Annotated in this window: 14 protein-coding genes and 1 pseudogene; 11 read left to right on the top strand and 4 right to left on the bottom strand. The window is 71.8% G+C overall.

Annotated features, from left to right (window positions below):
• Positions 1 to 67: 67 nt before the first annotated feature.
• The 4 genes from AB0J76_RS41905 (at position 68) to speB (ending at position 5128) form a co-directional block, all read left to right on the top strand.
• A complete protein-coding gene (locus AB0J76_RS41905; RefSeq protein WP_352326469.1) occupies positions 68 to 1723 on the top strand; it encodes an ABC transporter substrate-binding protein in 1656 nt (551 codons plus the stop codon).
• A gap of 2 nt (positions 1724 to 1725) precedes the next feature.
• Complete coding sequence (locus tag AB0J76_RS41900) at positions 1726 to 3006, top strand: M14 family zinc carboxypeptidase (protein ID WP_352326468.1); 1281 nt, start codon at positions 1726 to 1728, stop codon at positions 3004 to 3006.
• Positions 3007 to 3171: 165 nt separating this feature from the next.
• A complete protein-coding gene (locus AB0J76_RS41895) occupies positions 3172 to 4065 on the top strand; it encodes a LysR family transcriptional regulator (RefSeq protein WP_352326466.1) in 894 nt (297 codons plus the stop codon).
• Positions 4049 to 5128, top strand: coding sequence for an agmatinase (speB, locus tag AB0J76_RS41890; RefSeq protein WP_364393001.1), 1080 nt, complete (start codon positions 4049 to 4051; stop codon positions 5126 to 5128). Before AB0J76_RS41895 ends, speB begins: the two co-directional genes overlap by 17 nt.
• Before the next feature lie 160 nt (positions 5129 to 5288).
• Here the strand turns inward: speB and AB0J76_RS41885 are convergent.
• Positions 5289 to 5411, bottom strand: a pseudogene (locus AB0J76_RS41885) (hypothetical protein); the annotation flags it as partial.
• Here AB0J76_RS41885 and AB0J76_RS41880 point away from each other — a divergent pair.
• Positions 5410 to 5562 (top strand): hypothetical protein, encoded by a 153-nt coding sequence (locus AB0J76_RS41880; RefSeq protein ID WP_364392999.1) that lies wholly within the window; start codon positions 5410 to 5412, stop codon positions 5560 to 5562. The pseudogene AB0J76_RS41885 and the gene AB0J76_RS41880 overlap by 2 nt on opposite strands.
• A 569-nt stretch (positions 5563 to 6131) precedes the next feature.
• Here the strand turns inward: AB0J76_RS41880 and AB0J76_RS41875 are convergent.
• Positions 6132 to 6722: an XRE family transcriptional regulator gene (locus AB0J76_RS41875; RefSeq protein WP_352327707.1), complete on the bottom strand. Its 591-nt coding sequence runs from the start codon at positions 6720 to 6722 to the stop codon at positions 6132 to 6134.
• A gap of 73 nt (positions 6723 to 6795) precedes the next feature.
• Between AB0J76_RS41875 and AB0J76_RS41870 the strand changes: the two genes are divergently transcribed.
• The 5 genes from AB0J76_RS41870 to AB0J76_RS41850 all read left to right on the top strand — a co-directional run bounded on the left by AB0J76_RS41870 (position 6796) and on the right by AB0J76_RS41850 (position 11508).
• The gene (locus AB0J76_RS41870) at positions 6796 to 7959 is read left to right on the top strand and encodes an MFS transporter (RefSeq protein WP_352327708.1); all 1164 of its coding nucleotides are present in this window, start codon (positions 6796 to 6798) and stop codon (positions 7957 to 7959) included.
• A 127-nt stretch (positions 7960 to 8086) separates the two neighbouring features.
• Positions 8087 to 8578 (top strand): hypothetical protein, encoded by a 492-nt coding sequence (locus AB0J76_RS41865; RefSeq protein WP_352327709.1) that lies wholly within the window; start codon positions 8087 to 8089, stop codon positions 8576 to 8578.
• Positions 8575 to 8901, top strand: a complete 327-nt coding sequence (locus AB0J76_RS41860; RefSeq protein WP_352327710.1) for a hypothetical protein — start codon at positions 8575 to 8577, stop codon at positions 8899 to 8901. The genes AB0J76_RS41865 and AB0J76_RS41860 overlap by 4 nt, the downstream gene beginning before the upstream one ends.
• 241 nt (positions 8902 to 9142) lie before the next feature.
• Positions 9143 to 10537: an AMP-binding protein gene (locus tag AB0J76_RS41855; protein ID WP_352327711.1), complete on the top strand. Its 1395-nt coding sequence runs from the start codon at positions 9143 to 9145 to the stop codon at positions 10535 to 10537.
• Positions 10537 to 11508 (top strand): hypothetical protein, encoded by a 972-nt coding sequence (locus tag AB0J76_RS41850; protein ID WP_352327712.1) that lies wholly within the window; start codon positions 10537 to 10539, stop codon positions 11506 to 11508. Before AB0J76_RS41855 ends, AB0J76_RS41850 begins: the two co-directional genes overlap by 1 nt.
• Positions 11509 to 11564: 56 nt before the next feature.
• Here the strand turns inward: AB0J76_RS41850 and AB0J76_RS41845 are convergent, their stop codons facing one another.
• On the bottom strand, positions 11565 to 14777 hold the full coding sequence (locus AB0J76_RS41845) for a BTAD domain-containing putative transcriptional regulator (protein WP_352327713.1): 3213 nt from the start codon (positions 14775 to 14777) through the stop codon (positions 11565 to 11567).
• Between the two features lie 302 nt (positions 14778 to 15079).
• Here AB0J76_RS41845 and AB0J76_RS41840 point away from each other — a divergent pair, with 302 nt between their 5' ends.
• Positions 15080 to 15421 (top strand): hypothetical protein, encoded by a 342-nt coding sequence (locus AB0J76_RS41840; RefSeq protein WP_364392992.1) that lies wholly within the window; start codon positions 15080 to 15082, stop codon positions 15419 to 15421.
• Positions 15422 to 15568: 147 nt separating this feature from the next.
• Here the strand turns inward: AB0J76_RS41840 and AB0J76_RS41835 are convergent, their stop codons facing one another.
• Positions 15569 to 16549: a helix-turn-helix domain-containing protein gene (locus AB0J76_RS41835; RefSeq protein ID WP_364392989.1), complete on the bottom strand. Its 981-nt coding sequence runs from the start codon at positions 16547 to 16549 to the stop codon at positions 15569 to 15571.
• Positions 16550 to 16635 lie beyond the last annotated feature (86 nt).

The raw sequence follows: 16635 nt of genomic DNA, 5'->3' as shown, positions 1-16635 counted from the left end.
ACTTTCTTGTGCAAATGTTCAACACCTTCGTCGGTCCTTCCCCTGCTTCGTCCTCAGGAGGCACACGATGTCCCATCCGCTTCGTCGACGCCGGCCGGCCGGACCGGTCGCAGCCGTCGTCGGCGCCGTCCTGGTCCTCACCGGTTGCGGGCGCGCACACGACGACCGGCCGGCAACCGCGCCGGAAGGCCATCCGGTCGCCGCACCCGCGGCCACCGGACGGGTCGAGTCGGTCACGTGGAACCTCCCCGGCGAGCCCGCCAGCCTCGACCCCACGAAGGCATTCAACGGAGCCGACCTGTGGGTGAGCTCCAACGTGTGCGAATCGCTGCTGACCTTCACCCCCGGCGGCTCCGTGGAGCCGGGACTGGCGACGTCGATCAGCACACCGGACCCCACCACCTACGTCGTTCACCTGCGGCCGGGGGTCTCCTTCAGCGATGGACACCCCCTGACCGCCGAGGACGTCGCCTTCAGCCTCAAGCGCGTGACCGACCCCGCCTCTGGGTCCTACTGGAGCCAGTTCGCCGTCCGCCTGGAGAAGGTCACCGTCACCGACGCCCGCACGGTGACGATCACCCTGAAGCAGCCGGACACCGTCTTCACCGGGATGCTCGCCACCCCGATGGCGCAGATCGTCAGGAAGGCGGCCGCCGAGAAGGCCGGCACAGCGTTCGGCAGCGCCCGGGGCGGCATCGTGTGCACCGGTCCGTACACGGTGGAGTCATGGAAGAAGGGCGACAGCCTCACGCTGGCCGCCAACGACCGCTGGTGGGGCGCGGGCCGGCGACCGCTCCTGGCCCGGCGGGTGACGTTCACCTTCATCGCCGACGACAGCACCGTCGCCTCCGCTCTCGCCAACGGCGACGTGGACGGGACGTTCTCCGTCCCGGGCGGCGCCGCCCTGTCCAAGCTGACGAACACGGCCCGCGGGAAGCTGTACCTCGGGCCTTCGACCGCGCAGACCGCTGTGGTGCCCACCCGGCTCACCGGCACGGGCCCGCTGGCGAACCCCCTGGTGCGCGAGGCGTTGTCGTACTCCGTCGACTACCCCGGCATCATCTCCACGATCTTCGGCCCCACCGCGAAACCCCTGCGCGCCATCGTGCCGCCCGGCGCGTTCAGCTACGCCACCGCCACCTTCCAGCAGGCCTACGACGCGCTGCCCGAACCCCGGCGGGACCTCGCCGCCGCCCGACGGCTCCTCGCCCAGGCGGGCACCCCCCACCCGGCCGTCACGCTCGCCGTCCCGTCCGGATCGGCCGACCTCGTGCGCGTCGGTGAAGCCATCCAGAGCAACGCCAAGCAGGCGGGCTTCGACGTCACGATCAAGTCGATGCCCGACGCGGACTTCTACCCGCTGTTCTCCAGCGCCGACGCCCGCGCCAAGGTCGACGCGTTCGTCACCGACTGGTTCGCCGACATCCCGGATCCCCTTGAGCTCTACCAGCAGATCGGAACGCCGGGATCGGCCGCCGACTTCGGCGGGTACGACAACCCGAAGGTCGCCGCGCTTCTCGATCAAGCCAGGTCGACCCCTGACGCCGAGCGGCGCGCTCAGCTCGTCGTCCAGGCCCAGCAGGCCATCACGCGCGACAAGGTGTGGATTCCCGTCGCCTACAGCCTCGGCGCCATGTTCCTCAACAACCGCCTCGGCGGCGTGACTTCCGCCAGCCCTTATAGCCTCTACTCGCCCTGGCTCACGACGCTCGGAGGACGCTGAGCATGGAACCACTCAAGCGATACCTCGGACGGGTTCCGGACGCCTCCCACTTCCCGACCCTGCCCGAGATCGAAGATCGGCTGCGGCGGATCCACGCGCGACACCCGGAGACGACGGCGCTCGAGGTCATCGGCGCCTCTCGTGCCGGGCTGCCGCTCACCATGCTCTCCGTGGGCGCAGGGGCCGCACGCGGTGACCGGCACGCCGTGGTCACCGGCATGCCCCACCCCAACGAGCCCACCGGCACGCTGGGAGCCCTGGCCCTCGGCCAGCTCCTTGCCGAGGATCCGGCGCTGGTGAGGGAACTGGGCCTGGTCTGGCATCTCGTGCCGTGTGTGGACCCCGACGGCGCCGCTCTCAACTACGGCTGGTACGCCGGCCCCTACACCCGCCGCCACTACGCCGAGCACATCTACCGCCCCCCGTTCCCCGAGCAGTACGAGTGGACGTTCTCCCGGCCCGACCTCGATCCGCCCGGCCTCGACCCGATCCCCGAGTCGGCGGCGGTCGCCGCCGTCATCGACAGCTTGCGGCCGGCGTTGCTGATCACCATGCACAACGGCGAGGCCGGCGGTCTCTTCGCGTATGTCACCCGGGATCTGCCCGGCCTGGTCGAAGGGCTCGGGGCGACCGGTCAGGCGACAGGGTTGCCCATTCACGGTGGCCGTCCCGAACTCGACGTGCACGTCCTCGGCCCAGGGCTCTTCCAGATGTCGGATCCAGCGGGCGGCATGCTGTCGAGCACCGAATACGCCCTGGCCTACGGCACCGTGGGCGTCGTCCAGGAGCCACCGATGTGGGTCCATGCCGCCATGGCCGACGACGCTCCCAGCGATCGGACCCTCCGGCAGGTCCACGACGCCGCCCAGGCAGCCAGAGCCGACCTGGCCGTTCGCATGGCCGGCTGGGTCGCCGCCGTCCGGGCCCACCACGACCTCGACACCCCGCGCGGCCGGGGGCTGCTGGAACAACTGCGATCCCTGGACGCCGGTCCCGAGCCCGGCCCGGAGCCGGCCGACCAGCCGTGCACCCTGGCCTACGCCCGATCAGTGGCCGAGGACGTGCTGCTCGACACCCTGCGCTGCACGGGACATCTGACGGCGTTTCTCCGGGAGGAGTCGAAGAGGTCGCCGTTGACTCCGCAGGTCGCCGGCGTCCTGGCCGAGGTGTCGAGCACCCTGGTCGCATCGGCTGAGCAGGAGAGCGAACTCACCTTCGTCGGACTCGGGCCCGCCGTCCGGGCGCACGTCGGCATCGCGCTGACCACTGCGAGCCTGTTGTGAGCGACCGCCTGCGGGCAGGGGGCTTCGTCGCACGGCCTCCCCGTGGATCTCACCACCGTCGTGATGCACCACGTCCGATCGTGGAGACTGGAGCGACTGCGGAACTGGTCCGTGCGCCTCGTCATCGCTCAAGGCGCACCCTGCTTGAGGCGGTGCCCCGACTGCATGATTGACCTGCGTCAACTCCAGGTGCTGCGCGCCGTCGCGGTGAACGGCTCCCTGGCGGGGGCGGCACGGCAGCTCCGGTTCGGCCAGCCCACGATCAGCTACCACCTGGAGGCCCTGGAATCCCACCTCGGCGCCCGGCTGGTCGAACGCAGCCCTGCCGGTGCCGCCCTGACCGACATCGGCGCGATGGTGCTGGAGCACGCGGCCGGTGTGCTCGACCGGATCGCCGTGGTGGAGTCGGACGTGCAGGCCCGTCTGGCCCACGGCCTGGCCACTCTGCGTGTCGGCGCCTTCACCACGGCCGCCACGAAACTGCTCCCACGCCCGCTGCGGCGAGCGACCGAGGGCAGCGGGGTCCGGGTCGAACTGACCGAGGCCGAGCCCCTTGAGCTGCTGACGCGGGTCAGGTCCAGGTCGCTGCACTGTGCGCTGATCTACGACGTCGCGGGTGTCACCCCGCGTTACGGATCGGATCTGCACGTGGAGAGACTGTTCGACGATCCCTTCCGCCTGCTGCTGCCCGTGGAGCACGCCCCCGCCGGGCCTGTCGACCTCGGGCGGTTCGCCGAGGAGGGCTGGATCATCTCCGCCGGCGGCTACGACCCCAGCGACCAGACGCTCTTCGCCACCTGCCAATCGCTCGGCTTCCGCCCCCGCATCGTGCTTCGTACGGACAACTACAGCGTGATCCACGGCTTCGTGGCCGCCGGCGGCGCGGTCGCGTTGGTGCCCGAGCTCGCGCTGGAGCAGGGGCACGACGTCGTCGCCCGGGAGACGGCGCAGGACATCGGCGCGCGCAGCGTCCTGTTCGTCACCCCTGCCGGCCCGCAGCCGCCCCTCGTCGAACGGCTTCGCGCGCAGCTCCATAGCCACTATGGAGGCGCTGCCTAAAACCATGGCATTCCGGCCATGTCGCCTGGCTGACACGATGGTCGACATGACCCGTTACGGCGCCATGTACGGCCCTGACCTCACGTTCCTCGGCGTGCCCGCCTGTGATCTCGACCAGCCCGAAACCTGGAGCGAGGCCCAGGTCGTCATCCTGGGTGCTCCATACGACGGCGGCACCTCCTACCGGGCGGGCGCCCGATTCGGTCCCGGCGCCATCCGCCAGGCCTGCTACCTCGGGCACGACGGCACCCGGCCCTCTCTGGCCCTGGGCGTGGACGGCCTGCTCGACCTCAAGGTCAAGGACGCCGGAGATGTGGAGATGTTCAGCGGCGACGCGCACGGTGCCCACGCGGCCCTGGAGCGGGCCGTGAACATCGTCTCGGCGGCCGGGAAGATTCCGCTCGTCCTGGGCGGTGATCACTCCATCGCCCTGCCGAACGTCACGGGCGTCGCCCGCGCAGTCGGCTGGGGCCGGGTCTCGATCATGCATTTCGACGCCCATGCCGACACCGGAGACAGCTCCTTCGGCTCGCTCATCGGCCACGGGCAGCCGATGCGCCGCCTCATCGAGTCCGGCGCCGCCAGGGGTGACAGATTTCTGCAGATCGGGCTGCGCGGCTACTGGCCCGGGCCCGAGACGCTCACCTGGATGGCCGAACAGCGGATGCGCTCCTACGAGATGACCGAGGTCGTCGAGCGCGGCCTGAACACCTGTCTCGACGAGGCCGCGCAGATCGCCGTCGACGATTGTGACGGCGTGTATCTGTCGATCGACGTCGACGTGGTCGATCCCGGAATGGCCCCGGGCACCGGCACCCCCGAGCCCGGCGGACTGACCTCACGCGAGCTGCTGGACGCCGTCCGACGGCTTGCCTACGAGTTGCCCATCGTCGGCGTCGAGGTGGTCGAGGTCGCTCCTGGCCACGATCAATCCGACATCACCGCCATGCTCGGCAGCCGGATCGTGCTGGAAGCGCTGTCCGGTCTCGCCCGCCGGCAGGCGGAGAAGAACGGCGGGCTCGAGCCATGGGATCGCAGCCGGCCGTTGCTCGACAGGTACTGACGCACGAACGCGCCCGACAGGCCGAGAACGCGCAACTGAAGGTCGCCTTCGATCGGCCGCGGGCCCTGCGGGCGGCCGTGTCAGGGTCTCGCCCGGCGGGATCGCAGCACTTCACCGCGCTTCCCGGTACGCCGATGACCCGCGAAACGAGCAGGACGTCCGGGGTGATCCCGGTCCAGCCTTGAGGGGTTCGATAGACGACGACGTCACCCAGGCGGGGGGAGTAGTCTCCATCGGTCCGGCGCACCGGCAGGCGCGCGCCCTGCGTGATCGTCGGTTCCATGGACTTGCTCGACACGCTGATCCTGAACGTGCCGAAAACCGAGTCGGCCACTCCACAGCCCGCAGTGGACGCCAACAGCAACAAGAGGGACAGAACGGCTATTCGTCCGCGAATCACCCAGGCATTATCCCGAACCGCCGAACGTGTCTGACCTCGGCCCGGGCGTCCCGCTGTTGTCCGCGGCCGTCACGTGTTCTTCTTCGATCGCACTCGTGCACCCCCTCAGGACGCAACCGGCGGCGACCGAATCGCCCCGAAAACGGTGCGTATGGCCAGCTCCGCCCCGCGGCCAGGCCGGGCCCTGCACCGGCGCTTCGAGCGCGGCGTGCAACGCGTCGATGCCCCGGTGGAGGCGCGACACCCGTTCGAGCCGGAGTGCGAAGGAGAAGTGCACGTGGACGGCGGCAGACCGGCTGGTCGGGCCCTCCAGCGCGGTGGCCGCGGGCCCGGCGGGCGTTCTCGTAGGCGACGGCCAGGCCGAGACCGCTGCCCTCGCTGCGGGTACGAGCCGCGTCGCCCTTGGTGAACCGGTCGAAGACGTAGGGCAGCAGGCCGGCGGCGATGCCGGTCCGTCGTCGGTCACGGTGAGGGCGACGCCGCCGGGGTCCGCCCGGGCCCGCAGCCGTACCGAGGCCCGCGGGTGCCGCGCCTGGCCGGACACCTTTCCAGCCATCGCGACATGAGCGCCATAGGGTGGACTTTCACACCAGACCGGTCGAATCAGCCCGGTACAAGGCCCGCGTAGCGAGGGTCTCGGGCGCCGGCATAGACCACGACCATCGTGAAGTGGGCCGGCTCCGGGCCCTGGCTGCTGTAGGCGTGCGGGCGGTCGCCTCGCATACGGAGCGCGTCTCCCGCAGCGAGCTGAAAGAGCGCCCCGCCGACAGTGACCGCGATGCTGCCCGAGTGGAGCTGCAACAGTTCCCGGGTGCCGGGCGGATGCGCGGGCGTGGAGATCTTGTCGCCGGCAGGCAGCCGGAACTCCCACAGCTCGGTGAAAGGCGGCTGGCTGTCGTTGATCAAGAGCCTGGCGCGGCCTTCGGAGCGAATCACGGCGTCGGCGGCACGGGAGACGCGGCCGAGCTCCTCCGGAGGCTCCACCAACTCGCCGATCGAAACGCCGAGCGTGGCGCTGATCCGGGCGAGCGTCGCGATGCTGGGGTTGGTGCGCATGGTCTCGATCTGCTGGAGCATGCCGCGGCTGACACCGGACCGGGTGGCCAGCTCTTCCAGCCGCCAGCCTCGGTCTTGACGTGCGGCGCGCAGGTTCGCGGCGAGGGTGTGGCCCACGGCCTCGGCGGGATCGTTCATGGCGCAATGCTGCCCTAGGGTGCAAGATAGTGCGACTATGACACAACATATTGTTCACGCCGAGCGTCGAGCGGTGCGGCGGCTGCTCGGCGCCAGCTTCGTCGACTTCCTCGGCTCGGGGCTCTTCCTGGCCTTCTCGGCCGTCTACTTCACCGGCGTGGTCGGGCTCGCCGCAGGTCAGGTCGGGCTGGGCATGAGCATCGCGGGCGCCGCGGCCATCGCCGCCGCGGTACCGCTGGGGCGGGCGGCCGACCGCTACGGCGTCCGGCGGGCCCTGGTGCTGGTGCACGCCCTACGCGCTGCCGGAACCGCCGCCTACGCCTTCGTCGGAGACTGGTGGGGGTACCTCGTGGTCGTGACGGTCATCACGGTCGCCGACCAGATCGCGACTGCACTGACCCAGGCGTACGTGGCAGAGATCGTCGAAGGGGACAGCCGGGTGAGGGTGCTGGCCTCGTACCGGACGGTGATCAATCTGGCGATCAGCATCGGCGGCCCACTCGGAGGGCTGCTGGCCGGCACCGGTCTCTTCCGGACCATCATCCTGGCCAACGCGGCGGCCTATCTTCTGGTCACTGCGGCCTTCGCCACCCTGCCCCAACCGGTTCGGGCCGAAGCGCCCGCCCCGGTCCGGCGAGGCTGGGGCGTGCTACGTGACCTGCGACTGCTCTCGCTGGCTGGTGTGGACGGCGTGCTGCAGCTCTGGCAACCGATCCTCAACCTCGCCTTTCCGCTGTGGCTCGCCCGAGCGACCACATTGCCGGACGGCTTACTCGGGGCGCTGTACGCCATCAACACAGTCCTCGCGCTCGTCTTCCAAGCTCTCGTGGCACGCCACATCACAAGCCTCAGAGCTGCCCGGCGATCTCAGCCCGCCGCTGCGGCAATCGCTGCTGCCGCCTGTCTGTTGTTCTGGTACGCGGCCCAGTCGATGCCTCTTGCGCTCTTCTGTGCCGCGCTGGTGCTGCTCACCGCGGCGGAACTGATCGCTGTCCCCGCGGCATGGACGTTGTCGTACGCCTTCTCTCCGGACGACCAGAAGGGCGAGTACCTGGCGGCGTTCGGCATGGGTCGCTCGGTCAGCCGCTACGTTCTCGGCCCCATCCTGATCACCGGCATGCTCGAACTGGCGGGCGGTTGGACCTGGGGCGTCCTGGCGCTGCTCTTCGTCGCCGCAGGCGTCATCGCCCCCCTGATCGTCAGGAACGCAGACGCAACGCGGTCGGCCGCAAGCTGACCGACATCTGCCCCCACCTGACGCTCCACCCCTGCCCGTCCTTGTGCTCGTCGTCGGCGTCCGGTTTCGGGCGCTGTGCGTTCCTCGTCGGACTTATTGTTCCCGTCATTGGAGGGATCATGGACGCGTGAGGGCGGAGATGCTTGCGCGTCTGTCGGCGGCCGATCCCGGTATGCGGGCCGAGGCGCTGCGGTGGTTCGCGGCGCACGGGGACTCCGGCGACGCGGCGGCCGTGGCATCTCTCGTGCGGGATCCGGGCGAATTCGATGATCGGGATCATGACGATCCGCCCGAGTCGGCTCGAACGCCCGTCCGGATGGTCGCGCTCGAAGCGCTCGCCCGGCTGGGGGCGCCGGAGATGTTCACCGGGGTGTTCGACGACGCGCTACAGGACGGCGATCTCCGGGTCCGGGTGCGGGCCGCGCTGGGCGCTTCGGCCGGGGCGCTGCTGGCGCGGCTCGCCGTTGAGGGCGACCGGGGGGTGCGGTACCGGATCGCGGTCGGGCTGCTCGCCGGTGACGTCGGCCGAGACCAGGCGGTTGCGGCCCTCGGACGGCTGCTCGGCGGCGACGATCCGGCAGCGGTCGCCGCCGCCTCCGTCCTCGCCGCGCTGGCGTGACGGAGTCCGCCGCGCTCAACCTCGTCACCTCAGCCGTCGTGACCGGTTCCGCCCCGAGCCCGGCCGACCAGCGAAGCCAGGCTTGCGTCTCGTACGAGGACCTGGCCGAAGCGGTCGTACTGGTCAGCGGCCCGTCGGGGTCGGGCAGGTCCACGCTGCCGGCCTGCCTGGGCGGGCGTGGCCGAGTGAGCCGTCCGGGGGCGAGCCGGCTCGGGCGGGGGCTGGGGGTGGCGCCGGCCAACCGTCCGGCGCTGCTGCCGGCCGACAGGTTGTGGGCCGCGGGCGTTGTAGTGCGGACGGGGCCCGCCACCAGCGGTTTGTAATGACCTTGTAGTGACTGTGTAGGGGCTCTCTGGCAGCGGCTCCCACTCTTGATCTCAGAGGGCGCGATCGGTGCGCCCCCTGAAGAACTGGGAGTTCGTCATGGTCAAGACCGCCCGTCGTTACGCGAAGTACGCCGTCAGCACCCTGTCCAGCGCCATCTTCGGGCTGCAGGTCTGACGAACAGCGAGTGATCCCCCGGGAGCCCGCTCCCGGGGGACACCACGACGGGAGGAGAGCGGCGTGTTCGGCACCGCGGTACGCCAGCTCGGCTACGCCTGGTCGATGATGTCGGGGCGCAGGTTCCGGCTGCGGGACGTCCACACGCTGGTCGACGACATGCGCGAGACGCTGGAGACGTTCGGCTCGCCCGGCGAGGGCGCCGACGACCTGATCGCGGGCAACGACCCCGAGCTCCAGGAGGACCTCGCCCGACGGCGGCTGCGGCGCACGGTGGCCCACGCGGCGGCCGAGAGCCCTTACTACCGGCGGTGGTTCGCGGAGCACGGCGTGGACCCGGCCTCGATCACCCCGCAGACCCTGTCCTCGATCGCCCCCACCTCCAAGGCCGACCTGCGCGGCAGGCCGGCGGCGTTCGTCTCCGACCGGGCCAGGCCATCCGTGCTCGCGCACACGACGGGCACGACGGGCACGCCCACGCTCGTGTGGTTCTCCGCCTACGAGATCGAGCTGCTGTCGTGCCTGTCGGCGCTCTCGCTCATGATGTCCGGGAACGTGCGCACGGACGACGTGTGGGCCAACGCGAGCAGCTCGCGGTCCGTCGCGCAGATCCTCACCGAACGGGCCGTCACCCGTACCGGGGCCGTGTTCGCCCACCTGGGCACCATCGACCCGGCCGCCACGCTCGACCGGCTGGCCACTCCGCTGCACGTCCCGGGCAAGCGCGCGCAGATGTCTCACCTCAACGTGCCGGCCTCCCACCTCGCGGCGCTCGTGCAGGAGGCCGAGCGGGGCGGCTGGCGGGCCGCCGACTTCGCGCTGACGACCATCTGGTCCGGCGGCGAGGTCCTCACCGACGCGCTGCGCGAGCGGGCGGAGCACGCGTTCGGGGCCGAGGTCCGCGACGGGTACGGCATGACCGAGATCGCCCCGGTGTCCGGCCGCGTGTGCTCCGACGGTCATCTGCACCTGTCCGCCGACCAGGGCCTGGTCGAGATACTCGACCCCGAGACCCTGGCCCCCGCCGCTCCCGGCGAGGTCGGCACGATCGTCGTGACGCCCTACTCCGCGTTCCGCGACACCACGCTCCTGCTCAGGTACGTCACCGGCGACCTCGTCCAGGTTCTGGCCGAGCCCCCGACGTGCGCCCTCGCCGCCCTGCCCGCCACCTCGCGGGTGCTCGGCCGCAGGTCGCCCGGCGGGCTGACCACGCGTGACGTGCTGGACCTGCTGCAGGCCGAGCACGCGCTGCCGCTGCCCACCCGGTACGCCCTGGAGGGCACCCTCCTGTACGTCGTCGCGGGCAAGGCCGAGCAGGGCCTGCTCGGCCGGCTGGAGGAGCGCGCCCACGGGCTGCCCCTGACCGGCATCGTCCTGGTCGAGAGCGCCGAGGACCTGCCCACGCCCTGCCGGCTGCGCACGGACCTGCTGGAGATCAGCTTCGAGCGAGGACTGTGATGACCCCGTACGTGCTCGCCCTGTACGCCCTCGTCGCTCTGGCCGTCGCGCTCACCGCCGCGTACCTGCGCCGATACGTCATGCCCAGACCGCCGGTCGGCCGGATGGTGGGCGCGGACATCGCGGTCATGGTGGTGACGCTGGTCGTGATGCCGTTCGCGTACCTGCACCTGCCCACGGGCGTCGTCGTGTCGATCTTCGGGCTCGTGGTCCTGACGTTGACCCAGCTCACCCTCGCCCCCGTGCTGGGCGGCCGGTGGGGCATGATCGCCGCCCTGCTCCTGTGCGCCGCCGACGTCACCGCCTTCGCGCTGGCATGGCCGGCCGCACTCCTTGTGATCAACGACGCGCTGCTGATCCTGCTCGTCGTCGGCGTCGTGAACATGTGGGTGCAGGCGGCGATCACGCCCGCGCAGGTGGCCGCCCTGGCCGCCGCCCTCACCCTGTACGACACGCTGGCCACCGGGCTGACGTCGCTCACCGCCGACTTCGTCCAGCGGATGCAGGGGCTGCCGTTCGCGCCCGTGCTGGCCTCCTCCTATGGCGACGATCCCGCCCTCATCGGGCTCGGCGACTGCCTGATGTTGTCGATCTGGCCGGTGGTGGCGCTGCGGGCGTACGGGAAGGCGGCCGCGTGGTGTGCCGCCGGCCTGGAGGCCGTCCTGCTGGCGCTGTCCATCGCCTTCGTCCTGTCCCACGGCCGGCTGCTGCCGCTGCTGACCGTGCTCGGGCCGCTGATCGTCGTGCAGTGGCTGTACTGGCGGCGGTGGCACGCGCGCCGGACGCCCGTCCCAGCCCGGCCGGAGGTGAACCGGGCGCTGGAGGTGGCCGACGCGCCCGCCGGGATGTGGGCCGCCCTGTCGCCCGAGGGCGTGCTGGTCGCCGAGGGCGCCACACCGGGGCTGGCGCGCAAGGAGGCCAGGCTGGCGGGAACGCAGGGCGTGCCGGTCGTGTGGCGGCTGGGCGAATAGCCTCGGTCAGGGCGTCGGGAACGCGGCCACCTCCCGTCTCCGGCGAATGGCGGTGGTCAGGGCGTCAGGAGCGCGGCCACCTCCTGTCCCTCGGCCGCGTCGCCGAACAGGACGAGGGAGCCGCGCCACGCCGCCGCCGCCTCCTCGTGCCGCCCCAGCAGCTCGTAGGCCCGGCCCAGCTCCCTGAGAACGCGGGCTCGCCACACCGGAGGCCCGTCGCCGCCGAGCCGTTCCAGCGCGGCCCGCAGGTCCGCCACCGCCCGGCGGGGCTCGCCCTGGCGCAGGTGCACGACGCCGAGCGTGTGCCCGGCCAGCGCCTCGCCCAGGGTGTCGCCGCTCTCCACGAACAGCCGCAGGCTCGCCGCCAGTGTCTGGGCCGCCTCCTCGAAGCGGCCCAGCGCACCCAGTGCCTCCCCCAGCCTGCGCAGCGCCTTGCTCGTCTCGGCGCGATCGCCGAGCGCCTGCGCCGTCAGCAGGCCCTCCCGGTAGCGGACGACGGCTTCCGCCGTCTCGCCCCGCTGGTAGAGGGCGGTGCCGAGGCCGCGCAGCAGGTTGCCGCGGATGGCGTAGTCGTCCTTGTCGGTCACCTCCAGCCGCGCTCTGGCGATCTCCACGGCCCGCCCGTTCTCACCGCGCTCGACGTGGATCCAGACAGGCCAGGTCCACGCGTACGCCAGCCCGGCGGCGTCGCCGTGCGCCGCCATCAGGTCGAGGCAGGCGTACGCGTCGGCCAGCGCCTCGTCCAAACGGCCCATGCCGTGCCGCGCGGCGGCCCTGACGATCAGCGCGTACGCCGCTCCATGCCTGTCACCCACGCGGCCGAACTCCGCCAGCAGCACGCCGCACATGCTCTCGGCCGACGGGAACCGACCCCATTCGATCTCCACCGTGGCCAGCAGCAGCCGGGCCCGCAGCGCGGCACGCCCATCGCCCAGCCCGATCACGATCCGCTGGACCCGCTCGGCGTCGGCCAGGAACCGATCCATGATCAAATAGCTGGTGAGGTGGTGCCCCAGCTCGGCCGCCACGTCGTTCAGGCCCAGCTCGGCGGCGGTGCTGAGGGCCAGCATCAGCGTGCGCCGCTCGGCCGCCAGCCACATCTCGCTCGCCCGCACGTCGGGCGCCGGTCCCTCCTCCGGCTCGCGCTCGTACGGCGGGGCCAGCAGGATCGGCAGGCGGCGCGTGGCGGCCCGGGTACGCCGCAGGCATTCCAGCACGTGCCAGGTGAGCGCCGCACGCCGCCCCTCGGGGGTCTCCTCCGCCTGTGCCCGTTCCCGCGCGTACACCCGCAGCAGGTCGTGCAGCCGGTAGCGGGGCTGTCCGGCCCCGTCCACCTCGGTCGAGGTGAGCATGCCACGCGCGACCAGCGTCTCCAGCGCCGCATCCGCCTCCAGCGCGAGCTGGTCCGGATCCCCGTCCGAGCCGGGCGGTCGGGCGGGTGCCGCGTCCGTTTCCGTGGCGGGTCCTTTGAGGAGGGCCGCGACCGACCACTCCGCCACGCTGTCCAGCCCGGCCAGGCCCAGCAGCCGGAACGCGCGCCTGGCCGGCTCCGGCAGCGCCGCGTAGCTCGGCTCGAACGTCGCGCGCACGTCCAGCCCGCCGACGACCAGCTCGTCCAGGCCCCGTCCGGCCAGCCGGGTGGCGAATTCGCTGACCGGCCAGACCGGCCGGGTGGCCAGGCGGGCTCCCGCGACCCGGATGGCCAGCGGCAACCGGCCGCAGGAACGCAGGATCTGCTCGGCCGCGCCGGGCGCCGAACCGATGCGGTCCGGGCCCGCCACGCGTTCCAGCAGCAGCCGGGCGTCCTTCTCGTCGGGGAGGTCGAGCGTGAGCCGTACGGCGCCTTCCAGGGCGGGCAGCGGAGAGCGGGAGGTCACCAGGACGGCGCCGCGTGCGGTGCCCGGCAGCAGGTGGCGGAGCTGATCCTCCTCGACGGCGTCGTCCAGCACGAGGAGCACCGCCCGGTCGGCCAGCCGCTGACGCAGCAGTCCCGCACGTTCCTCGACCGGGACGGGGATGAGCGCGCCGTCGAGGCCGAGCGAGCGCAGCAGCACGTCCAGCAGCTCGCCGGGCTCCCGGGGGCCGCGCGCGTCCCGTCCGAGCCGGACGAAGAGCTGCCCATCGGGATAGTCGGCCCGCAACAGGTGCGCCAGTCGTACGGCGAGCGTGGTCTTGCCCACGCCGGGCAGACCGGACACGACCACGATGGGCGGACCGAGCCGATCCACGCCCGCCCGCAGCAGCTCCAGCAGCTCGGCGATCTCTCCCTCCCGCCCGACGAAGTCCGCGGTGTCGCCGGGTAACTGGCACAGCCCCCGGAACGCCATCGGCCGCACGCCCGCTTCGACGCCCGCTTCGACCCCCGTTGCGACGCCCGTTGCGACGTCCGGGGAAGGCGGCATGCCGTGCCGGTCGGCGGCTGCGGCCGGCGGTGGCGAAGGACGGCCGCCCTGTCCCGTCGGTGGCGGCGAGTGGCGCCCGGCCTCCGCGGCCGGCGGCGAGTGATGATCCGTCTCGCCGGGGAGCAGCGGCGAACGGCGATCGGCGTCGCCGGACAGCAGCGCGGCGTGCAGGCGGCGCAGTTCCGGGCCCGGCTCGATGCCCAGCTCGGCCACCAGCAGCTCACGCGCCTCGCGGAAGGCGTCGAGCGCCTCGTCCCGCCGACCGCTGCGGTGCAGGGCGACCACGAGCTGCTCTCGTAACCGCTCACGCAGCGGGTGGGCGGCGACGAGGGTACGCAGTTCGGCGGCGAGGCCGTCGTGGCCGAGCGCGAGCCGTACGTCGATCCACTCCGATCTGGCCACCGCGAGCTGCTCCTCCAGCTCGGTGATCCGCGGCGCCACGGCCCCGCTGAGCGGTACGTCCTCGGCCGGGGTTCCGCGCCACAACGCGACCGCGGCCGCGTACTCCCGCTCGGCCGCCACCAGGTCGCCGTTCGCCCGTTCCCTGCGCGCCCGGCGTACGCCCTCCTCGAACACCAGCAGGTCCAGACGCTCCGGCGGGACCTCGCAGGCGTACCCTGACCCCTCGGTCCCCAGCCACAGGCCGCTGCCCTCCAGGGAGCGGCGGAGCTGATGGACGTAGGTCTGGACGTTGGACAGTGCCGAGCGGGGCGGGTCGTCCCAGAGGGCGCCGATCAGGCGTTCGGTGGACACGGTCGCGTTCGGGTGGAGCAGCAGGACCCCGATCACGGCCCGCTGCTTGCGGCTGAGACGGATCCGGCCGCCGGGACCATTGAGGCGAATGGTGCCCAAGATCGCGAAGTCCACCGGTCCTCCCTCGTGCGTGATCGGATGATCAGCTTTCCGGATGGCAGTACACCTCTGCTGACGCCCATTTGACAAACGCGGCAAACCAGACGCGACCGTGAGCGCATGCCGCAGACGTCAGCCGCAACATCACGCGAGAGTCAGAGGCGAAACGTCGAGCACGCCCCGGGCGGCGCGCCGCGCCGGCGAGTCGAGCCTGCTCAACCCGCGCGACTGCGCTGTCCTTGGCCTCGGCCCCCGCCCAGGCCTCCGTCACGCAGCAGGCTCCAGCCGCCGCCGCGCCGGGCACGGTCCAGAGGGCCATGGTGGCCGAGGGGGTCTTCAACCAGGCGACCGCCAAGTGGGTCACCCTCAAGCACCAGTCGAAGCGGGTCAGTAACTGGAGCGTGACCTGGGACCGCAAGTACGGACACCGGGTGATGCAGGTCAAGGCGCGCTGCTGGGGCAAGGGCCAGACCATGAACACCGGGTTCGAGTACCGGAACCGCTGGGGGGCCTGGAGGATCATGAAGAGCGCCAAGTGGCCCTGCGACGGCACTCCCCGCTACCTGCGCGTCAGCAACGCCGGGCACAAGAAGTACGGCGCGACCTTCACTGTCTCGGGTCGGCAGACCGTCGAGTACTGGGCGCAGTCCTACGGCTGAGGTGGCCGCTGATGGCCGTCGTGCCGGTTCTCGGCCTCGTAGCGGGTCAGGGGGCGCTCGAAGAAGCTCGCGCTTGTCGGTGAAGGCGTTGGACACGCTGCTGCGGTCGAGGCCGAGCGCCGCCCACAGGTCTCTGGTGAAGGTGGACTACCGGTTTTGCGGCGCTTGGTGCGACACGCCGGACGCCGTTCCGCGGGTGAAGGCCGCGCGGTAGGCGGTGGGCGACAGGCCGGTGCGGTGGGAGATGTGCTGGCGCAGCGAGTCCGTGGTGACCAGGCCGCTGAGCTGGGCCACCTGGCCCATGGGCAGGTCCGTGCTCTCCAGCAGTTCCCTGGCCTGCTCCACCCGCTGGTGGAGGAGCCATTGCAGCGGGCTGTGGCCGGTCTCTGCGTGGAAGCGGCGGGTCAGCGTGCGCACGCTGGTGCGGGCGTGGGCGGCGAGGTCGGCGCGGGTGAGGGGTTCGTGCAGCCGTTCCAGCGCCCATGCCCGGGTGGCGGCGAGCGAGAGCCCGGTCTCGGGCGGCAGCGGGGAGGCGATGAACTGGGCCTGCCCGCCGGGACGCACCGGCGCGGCCACGACCAGCCGGGCCACGGCGTTGGCCGCGGCGGCGCCGTAGTCGCCGCGCACCATGTGCAGGCACAGGTCGATGCCGGCGGACAGGCCGGCGGAGGTCCAGATGTTGCCGTCCTCGACGTAGAGCACGTCAGGACGCAGGTCGACGGACGGGAAGCGGCGGCGGAACTCCTCCGACCTGGCCCAGTACGTGGTGGCGCTGCGGCCCTCCAGCAACCCAGCCCGCGCCAGGACGAAGGCCCCGGTGCAGATCGAGGCGACGCGCCTGCCGGCCTCCGCCGCCCGGCGCAGCGCCCGCAGGACCCGGGGGTCGACGTCGTCGCGGGCGCCCGTTCCGGTGACGATGACGGTGTCGGCGTCCTCGACGATCTCCAGCCCGTGCGGGACGGTGACGTGGAGGCTGCCGCCGGTGACGACGGGACCTGGTTCGGCGGTGCAGATCCGGACGTCGTAGCCGGGCCGGCCGTCCACGGTCATCTCGCCGAGCACCAGCTCCGGAATGGACAGGTCGAACGTCGTGGCCGGCGGGACGGCGATGACGGCCACCCGATGCATGGCCCGAACCTCCAGATACTTGGCATTCGGGCCACTATCGTAGCGATCGCCGGCGGTACAGGGTGGGCAACCGGTGTCACTGTCCC

It is taken from the genome of Nonomuraea sp. NPDC049624 (assembly GCF_040675255.1).
Classification (GTDB): domain Bacteria; phylum Actinomycetota; class Actinomycetes; order Streptosporangiales; family Streptosporangiaceae; genus Nonomuraea.
Note: the sequence above shows the minus strand (reverse complement) of the source record. Positions and strands in the feature narration are given on the sequence as shown.

Bases quoted from the DNA above. Each gene is read 5' to 3' on its own strand.
- AB0J76_RS41905 (WP_352326469.1), top strand. From the start codon at position 68: ATGTCCCATCCGCTTCGTCGACGCCGGCCGGCCGGACCGGTCGCAGCC.
- AB0J76_RS41900 (WP_352326468.1), top strand. From the start codon at position 1,726: ATGGAACCACTCAAGCGATACCTCGGACGGGTTCCGGACGCCTCCCAC.
- AB0J76_RS41895 (WP_352326466.1), top strand. From the start codon at position 3,172: ATGATTGACCTGCGTCAACTCCAGGTGCTGCGCGCCGTCGCGGTGAAC.
- speB (WP_364393001.1), top strand. From the start codon at position 4,049: ATGGAGGCGCTGCCTAAAACCATGGCATTCCGGCCATGTCGCCTGGCT.
- AB0J76_RS41880 (WP_364392999.1), top strand. From the start codon at position 5,410: ATGGACTTGCTCGACACGCTGATCCTGAACGTGCCGAAAACCGAGTCG.
- AB0J76_RS41875 (WP_352327707.1), bottom strand. From the start codon at position 6,722: ATGAACGATCCCGCCGAGGCCGTGGGCCACACCCTCGCCGCGAACCTG.
- AB0J76_RS41850 (WP_352327712.1), top strand. From the start codon at position 10,537: ATGACCCCGTACGTGCTCGCCCTGTACGCCCTCGTCGCTCTGGCCGTC.
- AB0J76_RS41840 (WP_364392992.1), top strand. From the start codon at position 15,080: ATGGTGGCCGAGGGGGTCTTCAACCAGGCGACCGCCAAGTGGGTCACC.
- AB0J76_RS41835 (WP_364392989.1), bottom strand. From the start codon at position 16,549: ATGCATCGGGTGGCCGTCATCGCCGTCCCGCCGGCCACGACGTTCGAC.